13 protein-coding genes are annotated in these 13,747 nt (G+C 67.6%); 4 read left to right on the top strand and 9 right to left on the bottom strand.

The window, feature by feature from the left end; genetic code table 11:
• Window positions 1-49 precede the first annotated feature (49 nt).
• The 3 genes from ACVWZ7_RS05585 to ACVWZ7_RS05575 form a co-directional block, all read right to left on the bottom strand.
• Window positions 50-1,486: a class II fumarate hydratase gene (locus ACVWZ7_RS05585; RefSeq protein WP_091250771.1), complete on the bottom strand. Its 1,437-nt coding sequence runs from the start codon at window positions 1,484-1,486 to the stop codon at window positions 50-52.
• Between the two features lie 97 nt (window positions 1,487-1,583).
• Complete coding sequence (locus ACVWZ7_RS05580; RefSeq protein WP_091250769.1) at window positions 1,584-2,198, bottom strand: carbonic anhydrase; 615 nt, start codon at window positions 2,196-2,198, stop codon at window positions 1,584-1,586.
• Window positions 2,199-2,208: 10 nt separating this feature from the next.
• Window positions 2,209-2,943: a DUF4245 domain-containing protein gene (locus ACVWZ7_RS05575; protein WP_456507228.1), complete on the bottom strand. Its 735-nt coding sequence runs from the start codon at window positions 2,941-2,943 to the stop codon at window positions 2,209-2,211.
• Window positions 2,944-3,137: 194 nt separating this feature from the next.
• Between ACVWZ7_RS05575 and glpX the strand changes: the two genes are divergently transcribed.
• A complete protein-coding gene (gene glpX / locus ACVWZ7_RS05570; RefSeq protein ID WP_175460428.1) occupies window positions 3,138-4,160 on the top strand; it encodes a class II fructose-bisphosphatase in 1,023 nt (340 codons plus the stop codon).
• Window positions 4,161-4,314: 154 nt separating this feature from the next.
• Window positions 4,315-5,289, top strand: coding sequence for a UDP-glucose 4-epimerase GalE (galE, locus tag ACVWZ7_RS05565; RefSeq protein ID WP_456507227.1), 975 nt, complete (start codon window positions 4,315-4,317; stop codon window positions 5,287-5,289).
• A 61-nt stretch (window positions 5,290-5,350) separates the two neighbouring features.
• Here galE and ACVWZ7_RS05560 read toward each other — a convergent pair whose 3' ends face one another.
• From ACVWZ7_RS05560 to ACVWZ7_RS05540, 5 genes are all read right to left on the bottom strand, one after another.
• On the bottom strand, window positions 5,351-6,322 hold the full coding sequence (locus ACVWZ7_RS05560) for a lipid II:glycine glycyltransferase FemX (protein ID WP_456507226.1): 972 nt from the start codon (window positions 6,320-6,322) through the stop codon (window positions 5,351-5,353).
• Window positions 6,323-6,326: 4 nt separating this feature from the next.
• Entirely contained in the window at window positions 6,327-7,616 is a 1,290-nt protein-coding gene (gene manA, locus ACVWZ7_RS05555) for a mannose-6-phosphate isomerase, class I (RefSeq protein ID WP_456507225.1), read from the bottom strand.
• A 120-nt stretch (window positions 7,617-7,736) separates the two neighbouring features.
• Complete coding sequence (locus ACVWZ7_RS05550; protein WP_456507224.1) at window positions 7,737-9,419, bottom strand: LCP family protein; 1,683 nt, start codon at window positions 9,417-9,419, stop codon at window positions 7,737-7,739.
• Window positions 9,420-9,429: 10 nt separating this feature from the next.
• Window positions 9,430-10,041 carry a 5-(carboxyamino)imidazole ribonucleotide mutase gene (purE, locus tag ACVWZ7_RS05545; RefSeq protein WP_116766019.1) on the bottom strand — a complete coding sequence of 204 codons (612 nt, stop codon included), beginning with the start codon at window positions 10,039-10,041 and terminating at the stop codon, window positions 9,430-9,432.
• Entirely contained in the window at window positions 10,038-11,186 is a 1,149-nt protein-coding gene (locus ACVWZ7_RS05540) for a 5-(carboxyamino)imidazole ribonucleotide synthase (RefSeq protein WP_237563329.1), read from the bottom strand. The genes purE and ACVWZ7_RS05540 overlap by 4 nt, the downstream gene beginning before the upstream one ends.
• A 289-nt stretch (window positions 11,187-11,475) precedes the next feature.
• Between ACVWZ7_RS05540 and ACVWZ7_RS05535 the strand changes: the two genes are divergently transcribed.
• Window positions 11,476-12,063: a GtrA family protein gene (locus tag ACVWZ7_RS05535; protein ID WP_344364148.1), complete on the top strand. Its 588-nt coding sequence runs from the start codon at window positions 11,476-11,478 to the stop codon at window positions 12,061-12,063.
• A gap of 63 nt (window positions 12,064-12,126) precedes the next feature.
• Here ACVWZ7_RS05535 and ACVWZ7_RS05530 read toward each other — a convergent pair whose 3' ends face one another.
• The gene (locus tag ACVWZ7_RS05530) at window positions 12,127-12,831 is read right to left on the bottom strand and encodes a TIGR03089 family protein (protein ID WP_344364145.1); all 705 of its coding nucleotides are present in this window, start codon (window positions 12,829-12,831) and stop codon (window positions 12,127-12,129) included.
• A gap of 360 nt (window positions 12,832-13,191) precedes the next feature.
• Between ACVWZ7_RS05530 and ACVWZ7_RS05525 the strand changes: the two genes are divergently transcribed.
• On the top strand, window positions 13,192-13,734 hold the full coding sequence (locus ACVWZ7_RS05525) for a WhiB family transcriptional regulator (protein ID WP_091250744.1): 543 nt from the start codon (window positions 13,192-13,194) through the stop codon (window positions 13,732-13,734).
• Window positions 13,735-13,747 lie beyond the last annotated feature (13 nt).

The following is a 13,747-nucleotide window of genomic DNA, read 5'->3' as shown; positions in this document are numbered from 1 at the left end:
CCGCCGGAGTTGGTTGCCGTGGTGACCGGTGCGGCGCACCGGGCGTTGTTTAGGCTTTGTGCGGCGGGCGCGTCATGGACATGACGTCCAGTGCGGTGTCCAGCTGCTCTTCGGTCAGTTCGCCGCGCTCCAGGAAGCCCATGGAGACGACCGTCTCGCGGATGGTCAGGCCCTCTGCCACGGCCTTCTTGGCGATCTTGGCGGCGTTCTCGTAGCCGATGAACTTGTTCAGCGGGGTGACGATCGACGGTGAGGCCTCGGCGAGGAAGCGGGCGCGCTCGACGTTGGCCGTGATGCCGTCAATCATCTTGTCGGCCATGACACGGCTGGTGTTGGCCAGCAGCCGCACGGATTCGAGGAGGTTGGCGGCCATGACCGGGATGCCGACGTTCAGTTCGAAGGCGCCGTTGGTGCCGGACCAGGCGATGGCGGTGTCGTTGCCGATCACCTGGGCGCAGACCATGATGGACGCTTCGCAGATGACGGGGTTGACCTTGCCCGGCATGATCGAGGAGCCCGGCTGCAGGTCCGGGATGGCGATTTCGCCGAGGCCGGTGTTGGGGCCGGAACCCATCCAGCGGAGGTCGTTGTTGATCTTCATGAAGGAGATCGCGATGTTGCGCAGCTGGCTCGACGCCTCGATGAGGCCGTCACGGTTGGCCTGGGCTTCGAAGTGGTCGCGGGCCTCGGTCAGGGGCAGGCCGGTGTCGGCTGCCAGGAGTTCGATCACGCGCTCCGGGAATCCGGCGGGGGTGTTGATGCCGGTGCCCACGGCGGTGCCGCCGAGCGGGACCTCGGCGACGCGGGGGAGAGAGGCGTTGATGCGCTCGATGCCGTAGCGGACCTGGGCGGCGTAGCCGCCGAATTCCTGGCCCAGGGTGACCGGGGTGGCGTCCATAAGGTGCGTGCGGCCGGACTTCACGACGTCCTTGAACTCCACGGCCTTGCGCTCCAGCGACTCTGCCAGGTAGCCGAGGGCCGGGATCAGGTCATTGATCAGCGCGGACGTCGCGGCCACGTGCACCGACGTCGGGAAGACGTCGTTGGAGGACTGTGAGGCGTTGACGTGGTCGTTCGGGTGGACAACTTTGTCGCTCCCGGCGGACTTGAGGGCGCGTGAGGCGAGCTCGGCGATGACCTCGTTGGTGTTCATGTTCGAGGACGTGCCGGACCCGGTCTGGAAGACGTCAATCGGGAAGTCGCCGTCGAACTTGCCGGCTGCAACGAGGTCGGCGGCGTCGGCAATTGCCTGGGCGAGCTCGCCGTCGAGCACCCCCAGTTCGGCGTTGGCCTGGGCAGCGGCCTTCTTCACCCGGGCCAGGGCCTCGATGTGGGCGCGCTCCAGCGTCTTGCCGGAGATCGGGAAGTTCTCCACTGCCCGCTGCGTCTGTGCGCGGTACAGGGCGTTCACGGGAACGCGGACTTCGCCCATCGTGTCGTGTTCAATGCGGAACTCTTCGGTGTTCAACTCATCTGTGGAAGTCATGGGGCTAGCTTATTGGGAGTGGGCGTCCCACCGAAAACCGTGAACGGCCGCCGCAATCGCATCCGCGGCGGAAGGGGCCGGGCCGGACGTGCCGGGCTTAGAGCTCGCCGATCCCGGACACGAGGTCAGCCTTGCCGTCGGCCAGGCTGTACGCGAGTCCAATGACGGCGGCGCGTCCGCCTTCCACTGCGTCCGAAATCACACGGGAGCTGTCCACGAGGCGCTGTGAGGTCTGCTTGACGTTCTCGATCACCATGTCATTGACGTCCTCCTGATTGTTACGCAGCGAGGTCAGCACGGAGGGGGTGATGCGCTCGACCAGGCTGCGCATGAAGCCGACCGGCATTTGGCCGGTCTCCACGGCAGTCTTGGTGGCCGTAACGGCGCCGCACCGGTCGTGGCCCAGGACCACAATCAGCGGCACGCCGAGGACGCTGACGCTGTATTCGAGGGAGCCGAGCACGGCGTCGTCAATCACCTGGCCGGCGGTCCGGACGACGAACGCGTCGCCCAGGCCGAGGTCGAAGATGATCTCGGCCGCGAGGCGCGAGTCGGAACAGCCAAAGATCACCGCGAACGGGTGCTGGTTCTCTACGAGGGACGAGCGCCGCGATGCATCCTGGTTGGGGTGCGAGGATGCGCCGGAGACGAAACGTTCGTTGCCTTCGCGGAGACGGCGCCAGGCAAGTGCAGGAGTGAGATAGGTGGCCACGCCCCCGACTTTACTGTGTTGCCGCGGCCGAAGGGGAATCTGTTGCGTCCGGGGTGCTCGCCGGAGCCCCGGCAGGCGGATTGCTTTCGAGCGACTTCACCACGGCCGCGGCCAGGGTGGAGAACTCCTCCAGGGTCGCGGATCCGGACAGGATGACGGTGGTGCCGCGTTCGGCCAGCACCATGGATTTCTCGCCCGTGCCGGTGTCGCGCAGCTCCCAGTCCCGGCCGCCCGCGTTCCGGGTGCCGGTCATCGGCGCGTTCTTGGTCTGCTGCAGGAGCCAGGTGGGGTTGGCCTGCCGGGTCTGCACCAGACCGATGAAGGACTCCTTGGGCGTCAGGTAGCCGACTTCCCAGGCCGGGACGCCGCTGCCCGCGCCGGACTCCCAGCGGGCGTAGTTGGGATGAAATGTGTCGCCGGTATCGGCTGCCACGGGTGTGAATCCCGCCACATCGGCGGCGTTCTGCGCGACGGCGCTGACGTTGATGTTCGGGTGGTACCCGTCGGTCTTGGGCGAGGGATTCATGAGGACGATCGGCAGGAACGCTGCGATGCTCACTACCAGGGCGATAATCATGCCCATCACGGAAGCGTTGGCGCGTTTGGCTGCCGCGGCGGCGATGACGGGCCGGACCGGTGGCTGTCCGGAAGCGTCCGGGGCGGCCGTGGGGGCGCCGCCAGCCGGAGAACCGGGGGCTGCGGGGGAGGTGTCCTGCAATTCACTCACCCCTCTATAGTCGCCCATGTACGGGCCGATCTCACATTCGCGCCCCGGCGGCCGCCTGTGGGTGAAGTGCGTCACGCACCGGTCATCCCATGACCTGGCTAGGTTGCCGCGACTATGATCAGTAGCAGACGAATCACCGCGACGGATCGATCCTGGCCGTACGGGTTCAACGACCGCCACTCGAAGAAGAGGTTCACGTGACACCAGCGCCTATGTCCCAGAAGTACTCCACGCTTTCCCCCTCGCTCGCCGTCGGGATCGACGAGCCTGACCGCAACCTCGCACTGGAACTTGTCCGCGTCACCGAGGCCGCGGCCATCGCCGGCGGTCACTGGGTGGGCTTCGGCGACAAGAACAAGGCCGACGGCGCCGCCGTCGACGCCATGCGCTCCTTCCTTCAGACGGTCCACTTCAACGGCGTTGTGGTCATTGGCGAAGGCGAGAAGGACGAAGCCCCGATGCTCTTCAACGGGGAACACGTCGGAGACGGCACCGGCCCCGAGTGCGACGTCGCCGTCGACCCCATCGACGGCACCCGCCTGACCGCGCTCGGCATCAACAACGCCCTGGCCGTTCTCGCCGTGGCCGAACGCGGGTCCATGTTCGATCCCTCCGCCGTGTTCTACATGGAAAAGCTCGTCACCGGTCCCGAAGCGGCCGACATGGTTGACCTGCGCCTGCCGGTCAAGCAGAACCTGCACCTCATCGCCAAGGCCAAGGGCGTCAAGGTCAACCAGCTCAACGTCATGATCCTGGACCGCGACCGGCACCGCCCCCTCGTGGAGGAAATCCGCGAAGCCGGCGCCCGCACGAAGTTCATCATGGACGGCGACGTCGCGGGCGCCATCGCCGCGGCACGTGCCGGCACCGGCGTCGACGCCCTCATGGGCATCGGCGGCACCCCGGAAGGCATCGTCGCGGCCTGCGCAATCAAGTCCCTCGGCGGCGTCATCCAGGGCCGGCTGTGGCCCACGAGCGACGACGAGAAGCAGAAGGCGATCGACGCCGGCCACGACCTCGAGCGCGTGCTGTCCACCAACGACCTCGTCTCCAGCGACAACTGCTACTTCGCGGCCACCGGTATCACCGACGGCGACCTCCTCAAGGGCGTCCGCTACTCCAAGGACAAGGTCCTCACCCAGTCCATCGTGATGCGCTCCAAGTCCGGCACCATCCGCTTCGTGGACGGCGAGCACCAGGCCAGCAAGTGGGAAGGCTACGCCCGCAAGAGCTAGCACCTGCGCAGCCGCACTGCGCTGCACCAGCATTGACGACGAATCCCGGGGCCGCATCCGCGCCCCGGGATTCGTCGTCTTAACCCCGGTGTCAATTGCCGTGTCAGTTACCGCAGGGCGGTGGCAGCGCCGGCGGATTCGGTAGGGTGGAGCCATGACGTGGCTCGTAACTGGCGGTGCAGGATATATCGGTTCTCATGTGGTTTCCGCTTTGCGCGGCGCCCGGATCCATCCGGTGGTGATTGACTCCCTCTCCAGCGGGCACCGTGAGTTCGTTCCGGCCGATGTGCCGTTCGTCCACGGCAGCATCCTCGACGCCGACCTCGTGGCCCACACCCTGCGGAACCACGCGGTGACCGGCGTGATCCACCTGGCCGGGTTCAAGTACGCCGGGGTGTCCGTCCAGGAGCCGCTGCTGACCTACGAACAAAACGTCACGGGCACCGCCCAGCTGCTCAAGGCCATGGAGCTCACCGGGGTCGACAAACTGGTCTTCTCCTCGTCCGCAGCCACGTACGGCACGCCCACCGGCGACATCGTCACCGAGGCCACCCCCACCAACCCGGAATCCCCCTACGGCGAGAGCAAACTCATCGGCGAATGGCTCATCCGGGACCAGGGCCGGGCCCGGGACCTGAAGCACACCTCGCTGCGGTACTTCAACGTGGTCGGCTCAGGGGCGCCCGAGCTCTACGACACAAGCCCCCACAACCTCTTCCCGATCGTGCTGCGGGCGCTCACGGCGGGCAAGACGCCGCGCATCAACGGCATCGACTACAACACCCCGGACGGCACCTGTGTGCGCGACTACGTGCACGTGGCCGATCTGGCGACCTCGCATGTGGCGGCCGCCCAGGCCCTTGCCGCCGGGACGCCGCTGGAGCGCGTCTACAACCTTGGATCGGGGGACGGGCTTTCCGTGCGCCAGATCATGACGGCGATGGCCAAGGTCACGGGAATCGATTTCGAGCCGGAGATCGGCCCGCGCCGGGCGGGGGATCCTGACAGGATCGTGGCCGACGGCACGCTGGCCGCCCGCGATCTGAACTGGAAGATGCGGCACTCCGTGGAGCAGATGGTGGCCAGCGCCTATGACGCCCAGCGGCACGCGATCACGACTGCCGGCTGACGACGCCGGCCGGCGGTGCCAACTGGGGGCGGTGCGTTCTCCCGCCGTCGGCTGCTGCCGACTAACTGTTCGTGAGGGGGCGGGACCGGGCGCGCAGCTTCTTCGCGAGCTGGGCACCCTTGCGGGCCAGCTGGTAGCTGCCGTAGCGGACCTTCCGGACCGGCAGGTCCCACGTTCCCGGATAGGCGATCTCGCGGCCGCCGAACGATTTCTTGAACGCCGTGAACCCGGCCCACTTGTGGTCGGGCTGGTCCGCGGGTGCCACGCCCCAGAGGTCCACGTGCTTCAGGCCCTTTGCCTGGGCATCCGCGATCAGGGTGACCAGCAGGGGAATACCCGCGCTGAGCTTGCGGTGCGTGTCATCAAGGGCCGCATGGGCGTAGGTCCGGGTGTCGGCCGAATCGTAGGCCAGGGCGGCGGCGATGGGGTGGCCGTCGAGCTCGGCGATGAACAGCGTCGCGGCGCCGGCCGGCATCAGTGAGCGGGCCACCTGGCCCAGGTACTCGTCGCTTTGCGGCTTGAAGCCGTTCCGGGCTGCCGTCATGTGCAGGAACTCCAGGAGGACGGAGATTTCCGCCGGGTCCTGGCTGGAGCGGAAGGTCACGCCCTTCTTGTGGATGTTGCGGAACAGGTTGCGGTTCACCGGCTTCATGTCCGCCAGGACGTCCTTGAAGTCCCGGTCGAGGTCCACAATCCAGCTCAGCTCCGGTTGCTGGTTGACCGGAGCCGGCTGCAGGCCGCGGCTGCGGAGGACAGCGTCGGCCTCGGCGGCCTCAAACCCCGCGGTGACGGGCTCGACCCGGACGAACACTGCCCCGCTGTTCCGGGCGAGGTCCGTCAGGGCCGCCAGCGCGGCGTCGAACGCCGCCAGCGATTCAGCGACCGGACCGTAGGGGGAGTACAGCAGCTTCCCGGCCGGGTTGGATTCCTCGACGGCGAGGAAGCGCCACCCGGGTCCGGACTGTTCGTGGACCGTGCGTCCCAGCGCACGCTGGAACTCTGCCCACTGCGGGCTCTGCAGGAAATAGTCCATGGTGTCAGGCTTCCAATCCGGTCGTGACGGCAAATGCGAGGGCGGTGCCGGTGGCCCCGGAGACGGCGTGGACGTTGACCGGGGCCTCGGCGGCGGCCAGGAAGGCGCTGGCGCCGCGGTCCAGCCGGAGCTCGCCCTTCGGGGAGTCGAGCCGGACGGAGCCGGCTGTGACGATGATGACAGCGGCACCGGACTGCGCCAGCGGCACGGGCTCCGCACCAGGCGCCAGTTCAATCCGCTGGAGCTGGAATTCCCGGAACGGCGGCCGGAAGAGTTCCTGGCCCAGCATGGTGGTCTCGGCGGGGAGCATGGGCACGGCGACTGCCTCGAACGCGACCGTCTTGAGCAGTTCCGGCACATCGATGAACTTCGGCGTGAGCCCGCCGCGGAGCACGTTGTCCGAGGACGCCATGACTTCGATCCCGAGGCCGCGGAGGTAGGCGTGGACGTTTCCGGCCGGCAAGTAGACGGCCTCGCCCGGCGCCAGCGAGATCCGGTTCAGCAGCAGCGAAATCAGGACCCCCGGGTCGCCCGGGTACTGGCCGTTGAGCGTGAGCACGGTCGAGAGCGCGGCCTCGTGCTCCGCCATGGGAGCGCCGGAGGTCAGGACGGCGGCAACCCTGGCCGTCGTGTCGGAGACGTCCTCGCCGCCGGTGATCAGCCGTTCGAAGGCGGACCTGAGGGCCGTCGGCTCGTCCGGCTGCGCCAGGTCCTCGAGCAGTTGCGGGATCAGCGGCGGCAGTTCCAGCCCCGCCAGCTCAAAGCAGGCCGCCACGTGCAGGTATACGGCCCGCGATTCCGCCGCCGGCCGGAAACCGCAGAGCGCTTCGAAGGGCGTGAGCGCGAAGATCATCTCCGGCTTGTGGTTGTCGTCCTTGTAATTGCGCTCCGCGGCGGCATGGTCGACCCCGGCAGCCTCTTCCCGGGCGAAGCCTTCCCGCGCCTGTTCGAGCGTGGGGTGAACCTGCAGGGACAACGGTGTCGCGGCCGCGAGAACTTTGAGCAGGAAGGGCAGGCGCGGGCCGAAGGCGGCCACGCTCCCGCTGCCCAGGCAGTGTTCCGGATCCTCGGCGATCAGCGCGTCCAGCGCCAGTCGTCCGCCGTTGTGCGATGCGGGGGCATGCCGGCCCTCTCCGCCGGGCGCCGGCGTCAGGGCGACGGACGGAGAGTCCGGGTGGGCGCCGATCCAGAGCTCCGCTTCGGGACCGCCGGAGGCTGGCCGGCCCAAGAGGTCGGCGATGGCCGTCGGGGAGCCCCAGGCGTAGGGCCGGAGGACGTTCTCAAGTTCGTACATGGCCTGGAACCTATCTGGTCAATGAAGGGTTGTCACTCTGATCTGGTCGCTCTGATCTGCGCGCCTCCGGCGCGGGCAGCAGGCGCGAGCAGCCGGCATGGGCCGCCGTGCGGCCGGGCCCTAGAGCGGCGTGCACTGGCCGTTGGTGGCGACGAGGTCGCGGATGGACTGTTCGTCGCCGTTGCGCTTGAACTGGTTGAGCATCTCTTCGGTGATCGGCTGGCCGTCCGGGGTCGTGGTGACCGGGGTGAAATCCGACGGCGAGGGCTGGGCGGCCGGCGCTGCTCCGGCTGGCGCTGCTGCGGTCGGTGCTGCTCCGGCGGGCGCTGCTGCGGCGGAGGGCGGCCCGGCGGCCGTCCCGTGCTTCGCGGCGCTGCCATCCGCTCCGGCGGCCCCGGCGGCTCCCGCCGACGTCCCGGCCAGCAGTTTGGCGACCCGCGCGTGGATGACGTCGAAGTCCGGGGTCGTGGAGAACGCCGCGTCGAAGTCGGGCGGACCGATGGTCAGGCGGCTGACATTCTGGCCCTTGGCCTTCATGGCCAGGTCCACGAAGCTGCCGAGCTGGCCGGAGGAGATGTTCGATTCGACCACTTTGGTGCCGGCCTTGGCGATGTCCTCGAACTTGGTCAGCAGGGTTGCCGGGTCGAGCTGTTTGAGCATCGCCTGCTGCACGCATTGCTGGCGCTGGATGCGGGCGTAGTCGTCCACGAACTCCCGGGACCGGCCGTACCAGAGCGCGTGGAAGCCGTCCAGCGTCTGGTCGCCGGCCGGAATCCAGCCGTCCGGCATGCCATGGATGCCGTTGGCCTCATCCACCACGGGGCCGCTGATGGGGACCCAGCCGCCGGCCTTGATCCGGATGCCGCCCATGGCGTCGATGAGTTTGGAAAAGCCGTCCATGTCCACCAGCACGTAGGCCTGGACCTTGATGCCGAGCGTGCCGGAGACCGCCTCCAGGGTTGCCTGCGCCCCGGGGTCCGCCACTCCGGGATAGAGGTCCTGGTGTTCGTTGGTGACCTCGGTGTTGATCGCGTTGATCAGGCATTCGTCGCCGCAGTTGTACCCGTCCGGGTACACCTTGCGCATGGGGGATTCCGCGCTGAACTGGGCGTTCTGGAGGTTGCGGGGAACGGAGATGATCGCCGTGCCGCCGGTCTTGGCGTCGACGCTGATGACCGAGAGGCTGTCCGGCCTGCGGCCCGTGCGGTCCGCCCCGGCGTCGCCGCCCATCATGAGGAAGTTGTACCGGCCGTCGGAGGGCTCCAGGGTGGGGCCGGAGCCGGAGAAGATACTTCCGATGGCGTCCCGGCTGACGTTGAGCAGATAGGCCGCGTATCCCAGGGAACCGCTGATGAGGATCATGGCCAGCACGAGCGTCAGCACCACCGCGGGGCGGATCCGGGGGGTGAGCAGGCCGGGCCGGATCAGCCGCAACGTGTTCAGGAACAGGGCGGCCCAGCCGAGGGCCAGCAACGCCAGGCCGAGCACCAGCAGAAGCGAGGGGACCGGGCCGGTGAGGATGTTGATCAGCGTGGATCGGGAGACGAACAAGAGCAGCACGGCAAGCAGGGCCAGTGCCCACAGCGTCACGGTCACGCGCAGCGCGGCCCGTCCCAGCCGGCGGTTGCCCGCGACGATCTGGGCGCTGCCGGGAACCAGCAGCGTCATGATGATCAGCACGAACGCCCGCTTGGTCAGCACCGGGGCCGGGGCGCCGGAAGGATTCCGGACCGGGTCGCTCGGTGCCTGCCGGGACTGCCCGGGGCTCTCGGTGCCGCGCGCGGGGGCGTAGCCGTTGCTCATGTGGAGATCCCTAATGGCTGCCTTTTTGGCTGCTACGCGGGGCGACGTTTCCTTCGGCGAACACTTCGCTGACCTTCTCCCGCAGGCTCGCGCCCTTCCGGGTGGCGACGTCGTTGAGTTCCTGGGCGAAGTCGATAAGGTCCGCCCGCAGCTGGAGCGCGAGCTCGTCCGTGCCCGAGGCCAGCATCCGCACGGCCAGGAGGCCGGCGTTGCGCGCCCCGCCGATCGAAACGGTGGCGACCGGGACGCCGGCGGGCATCTGCACGATGGACAGCAGCGAATCCATGCCGTCGAGGGTCTTCAAAGGCACGGGGACGCCGATCACAGGCAACGGCGTGACCGAGGCGAGCATGCCGGGCAGGTGCGCCGCACCGCCCGCACCGGCGATGATGAGGCGAAGGCCGCGCTCGTGGGCACTCTGGCCGTAGCGGATCATCTCCGTGGGCATCCGGTGCGCGGAGACGACGTCGGCCTCGAACGGGATCCCGAACTCCGACAGGGCTTCCGCGGCGGCTTCCATGACCGGCCAGTCCGAGTCCGAGCCCATGACGAGGCCCACGATCGGGGTGACCGAACCGGCGCCGGCGAGTGGGGCTGCTGCGTTATCGGGTGCGGTGCTCATGCGGTCTCCTCGGGGGTTGGCGCGCTTGTGCCGGCGTGGGCCCGGCCGTTCCGGATGATGTCGGCCACGGTGGTGGCCCGCTGCCGCACGGAGTCGACGTCGGCGGCGGAGGTCCCGACAAGGTTGACGTGGCCGATCTTCCGCCCGGGCCGGACGGCCTTGCCGTAGCAGTGCACCTTCGCGGCCGGTTCGCTCGCGAGGGCGGCCGGGTAGGCCGAAAAGAGGTCCTGGTTGGCCCCGCCGAGGAAGTTCTTCATGACGACGACGGGCCCCAGCAGGTCCGTCGCACCCAGCGGCAGGTTGAGGATGGCCCGCAGGTGCTGCTCGAACTGGCTCGTCACCGAGCCGTCCTGGGTCCAGTGTCCGGTGTTGTGCGGGCGCATGGCGAGCTCGTTGATCAGGAAGCCCGCACCCACGCCCGGCGTCTCGAAGAGCTCGACAGCCATGACACCTGTCACGCCGAGTTCGTTGGCGATCCGGATGGCGGCGTTCTCGGCGGCCGCGGCCACATCGAGGGAAATGTCCAAGGCGGGGGCAATCACTTCATCGCACACCCCGTCCACCTGGATGGTGTGCACCACCGGCCACGCGCGTGATTCACCGTCCGGGGTCCTGGCGACCATGGCCGAGAGCTCGCGGCTGAATTCCACCTTGGCCTCGGCCAGCAGTGGAGACATGGCCTCGAACCAGTCGGCGGAGCCGCCCGCGTCCTCGGCCGACGACACGATCCGCACGCCCTTGCCGTCGTAACCGCCGCGGGGCATTTTCAACACCACCGGCCAGCCGGTCTCCTCACCGAAGGCGACGAGGTCCGCGACATTGGCGACGGCGGCCCACCGGGGGTTGGGCAGTTCCAGCCGGTCGATCGCGGCCCGCATCACCAGCTTGTCCTGGGCATTGACCAGGGCATCCGGACCGGGATGGACGTTGACTCCGGCCGCGATCAGGGACCGCAGGTGGGCCGTGGGGACGTGTTCGTGGTCGAAGGTCAGAACATCCAGGCCGCGGGAGAACTCGAGCAGGTGGTCGAGGTCCTTGTAGTCACCGACCGGGGCGTTGGCCACGGCAGAGACGGCAGAGACGTCCTCGCCTTCGGCGAGAACACGGAGCTCGAAGCCCAGGGCGGTGGCGGCAGGGGCCATCATGCGGGCAAGCTGGCCGCCGCCAACAACACCGATTACAGGAAAAGTCACAAGTCCCAGCCTACCGAAAACCTCGCGGGAACCCGGCTTTTGGCCACTGGAAGCCCGGGAAGAGCCCCGGAAGAGTGCGGGAACAGCGCCGAATCGATGCTTCGGGGCCCGCCGGGACTCAGTCCGGCGTCGGGTGCGCAGGCCGCCGTCGCGACGGTCCGCGAGGGCGGTCTCCCGGGAAACGGCGCTAAAATGGGCGTTTGGCCCAAAGGCCGACAGTTCCAAAAGGCCACGGAGGGTCATGATTACTACACTTACAGAGCGCATGCGCGGACTGGCCTCGCTGTTCTGGCGCGAAGTGGCCAAGTTTGGCGCCGTCGGCGGCATCGCGTTCGTCATCGACAACGGACTGACGTATTACCTGATGCACGGTCCCATGACCGACAGCGAAGCCAAGGCCCGTTTCTTCGGTGCCAGCGTCGCGACGGTGTTTTCCTGGGTTGCCAACCGATTCTGGACCTTCCGGCACCGCCGGCAGGCCAATGTGCTGCGTGAATTCGTGATGTTCATCATCATTAACGGGATCGGCATCGGCATCTCCACCGGCCTGACTGCGCTCGCGAAGTACGGCATGGGAATTACCGACAAGAACATGTTGTTCCTGGCCGGCGTCGTCGGCATTCTGGTCGCGACCGTGGTCCGGTTCTTCGCGTACCGCTTCCTCGTGTTCAACCAGGAACTCGACGAAGAGCCGGAGTTCTCGCACGACCACGAGATCATTGAGCGGCATCCGCACATGCAGCATGGTCAGGAGCCCGGCGCCAGTGTTTCCGCGACGGCCGTAAAAGAGGCCGTCAAAGATCCCGAGCTGCCCGGCCCGGCCGCCTGACGCACCGGCCTGATGCCCTAGGCAGAACAGGCCGGCCTGGTGCTTACTTTCCGCTGAGCGCGCTCAGATTCCGCTGATGCGCTCCGCGGAACGCAGCTTGCCGGTCACCTCGACGTCGGGGTGCACCAGGACCACCGAGCCGTCAGCCTTCCAGCTCCCCAACGACTGAGCAAGGGCCATCTCGAGGCCATCCTCGGCCGGAACGAGCAGCCGCAGGCCGGCCTCGTGCTCGGCAGCGAAATCGTCCAGGAGCGCCCCGTGTGCGTGGGTTGTCCCGCCCGCGGTGCGAACCGCGGGGCGTTGGGCTTCCGGGTCAATGTGGGGCATGAAGAAGTCTCCGTGGGAGCGGACCTCGGCCGCGTAGTCGAGGACGCCGGTGGGCAGCTCGCCCGGCCACCGCATCGCCAGTGCCGGCAGCGACACCGCGAGGACGGCATCGAACCCGCCTGCCGCGGCGCCGGGGCCGGGATCCGCAGTGGCCAGCAACTCCGCCTCCGCGTCGTCGAAGACCACCTCCATGCCCAGCTGCCAGGCAGCCAGTGCCAGGATCACGGACTTCCAGTGGGCGGGCAGGTCCAGCCGCAGCCGCATGCCGGGTTCGGCATCGAGCTCGTCCTGCAGCAGGTTGGACGTCTTCGCCACCCAGTTGTCCAGCACGCGGCCGGACAGTTCCACCCGCTCGGAATCGGGGCCGTACCAGGTCAGCCGGGGCGCCGTGGACTGGCCGGACCGCAACGCTGTCATCAGTTCGATTGCCGGAATGCTCATGCCTTCATCTTGCCACGGCCCCTCCGTCCGCCCGCGGTGTGATGTCCGTCATGCCCGGGATCCTGCCGCCGGCTACCCCTCGGGCTGCGGCACGGAAAATTTCCCGAAAATTCAAGGAATACCCCCAAAAGTGCTCAGTACCCTGATTATTTCGCGGGTTTCTGCGGGCGGCGCGGGAAAAATACCGGGCGTGGCGTGCCTCCCTTTTGTGTTTCAAGTTGATTATTATCTCCGCCGTGGCTTGACTCCCGGATACTTACACACGTGTAATTAGTTATCTATAGCCACTGCGCATAAACCGGCACTCAACCGAGTGTCCAAGGGGGTCTTGCAGTGGCTGCAAATCAGGAGGGGGACGCCATGGGGCTAGCAGAGCGTATCCATGAAGATGCCGTAGTTGCCGGCCAGGCCACGGCGAAATACCGTTCACGAGGTGTGCCGAGTGACTGGTATGTAGATCCGGCCGATCCGGACGCAGCTGACCGCTACAACGAACACACCAAAGATTCCCTGCAGGACGCGGCTACCGCCTTCCTCGCAGCGCACGATGAACTCCTTGCCGGCCCGGACCAGGACCACGATCCCCTCGACCCGCCCATGGAGCTCCATTCGCCCGGCGCCGGCACCATCGCGCAGCCGGTCTGGATCGGGCTGCCGTCCCGGCAGGACTTTGACGATGAGGGCGAGCTCGGCTGGCAGACCGACGCCCTGTGTGCCCAGACAGATCCCGAAGCCTTCTTCCCGGAAAAGGGCGGCTCCACCCGCGACGCCAAGAAAGTCTGCGGCGCCTGCAACGTGCGTTCCCAGTGCCTCGAATACGCCTTGTCCAACGACGAGCGCTTCGGGATCTGGGGAGGCCTCTCCGAGCGCGAGCGGCGCCGGCTTAGGAAGCGAGCAGTCTAATTCTTCAAGAAGT

This window comes from Arthrobacter sp. TE12232 (assembly GCF_054062615.1).
The sequence above is the reverse complement of the archived record's forward strand: the minus strand, read 5'-3'. Positions and strand labels throughout refer to the sequence as shown.

Excerpts from the sequence above, each read along its gene's own strand:
- ACVWZ7_RS05575 (WP_456507228.1), bottom strand. The coding sequence starts at position 2,943 with ATGGGCGACTATAGAGGGGTGAGTGAATTGCAGGACACCTCCCCCGCA.
- galE (WP_456507227.1), top strand. The coding sequence starts at position 4,315 with ATGACGTGGCTCGTAACTGGCGGTGCAGGATATATCGGTTCTCATGTG.
- ACVWZ7_RS05525 (WP_091250744.1), top strand. The coding sequence starts at position 13,192 with ATGGGGCTAGCAGAGCGTATCCATGAAGATGCCGTAGTTGCCGGCCAG.
- ACVWZ7_RS05585 (WP_091250771.1), bottom strand. The coding sequence starts at position 1,486 with ATGACTTCCACAGATGAGTTGAACACCGAAGAGTTCCGCATTGAACAC.
- purE (WP_116766019.1), bottom strand. The coding sequence starts at position 10,041 with ATGAGCACCGCACCCGATAACGCAGCAGCCCCACTCGCCGGCGCCGGT.
- ACVWZ7_RS05550 (WP_456507224.1), bottom strand. The coding sequence starts at position 9,419 with ATGAGCAACGGCTACGCCCCCGCGCGCGGCACCGAGAGCCCCGGGCAG.
- manA (WP_456507225.1), bottom strand. The coding sequence starts at position 7,616 with ATGTACGAACTTGAGAACGTCCTCCGGCCCTACGCCTGGGGCTCCCCG.
- ACVWZ7_RS05560 (WP_456507226.1), bottom strand. The coding sequence starts at position 6,322 with ATGGACTATTTCCTGCAGAGCCCGCAGTGGGCAGAGTTCCAGCGTGCG.
- ACVWZ7_RS05535 (WP_344364148.1), top strand. The coding sequence starts at position 11,476 with ATGATTACTACACTTACAGAGCGCATGCGCGGACTGGCCTCGCTGTTC.
- ACVWZ7_RS05530 (WP_344364145.1), bottom strand. The coding sequence starts at position 12,831 with ATGAGCATTCCGGCAATCGAACTGATGACAGCGTTGCGGTCCGGCCAG.
- glpX (WP_175460428.1), top strand. The coding sequence starts at position 3,138 with ATGTCCCAGAAGTACTCCACGCTTTCCCCCTCGCTCGCCGTCGGGATC.
- ACVWZ7_RS05540 (WP_237563329.1), bottom strand. The coding sequence starts at position 11,186 with ATGATGGCCCCTGCCGCCACCGCCCTGGGCTTCGAGCTCCGTGTTCTC.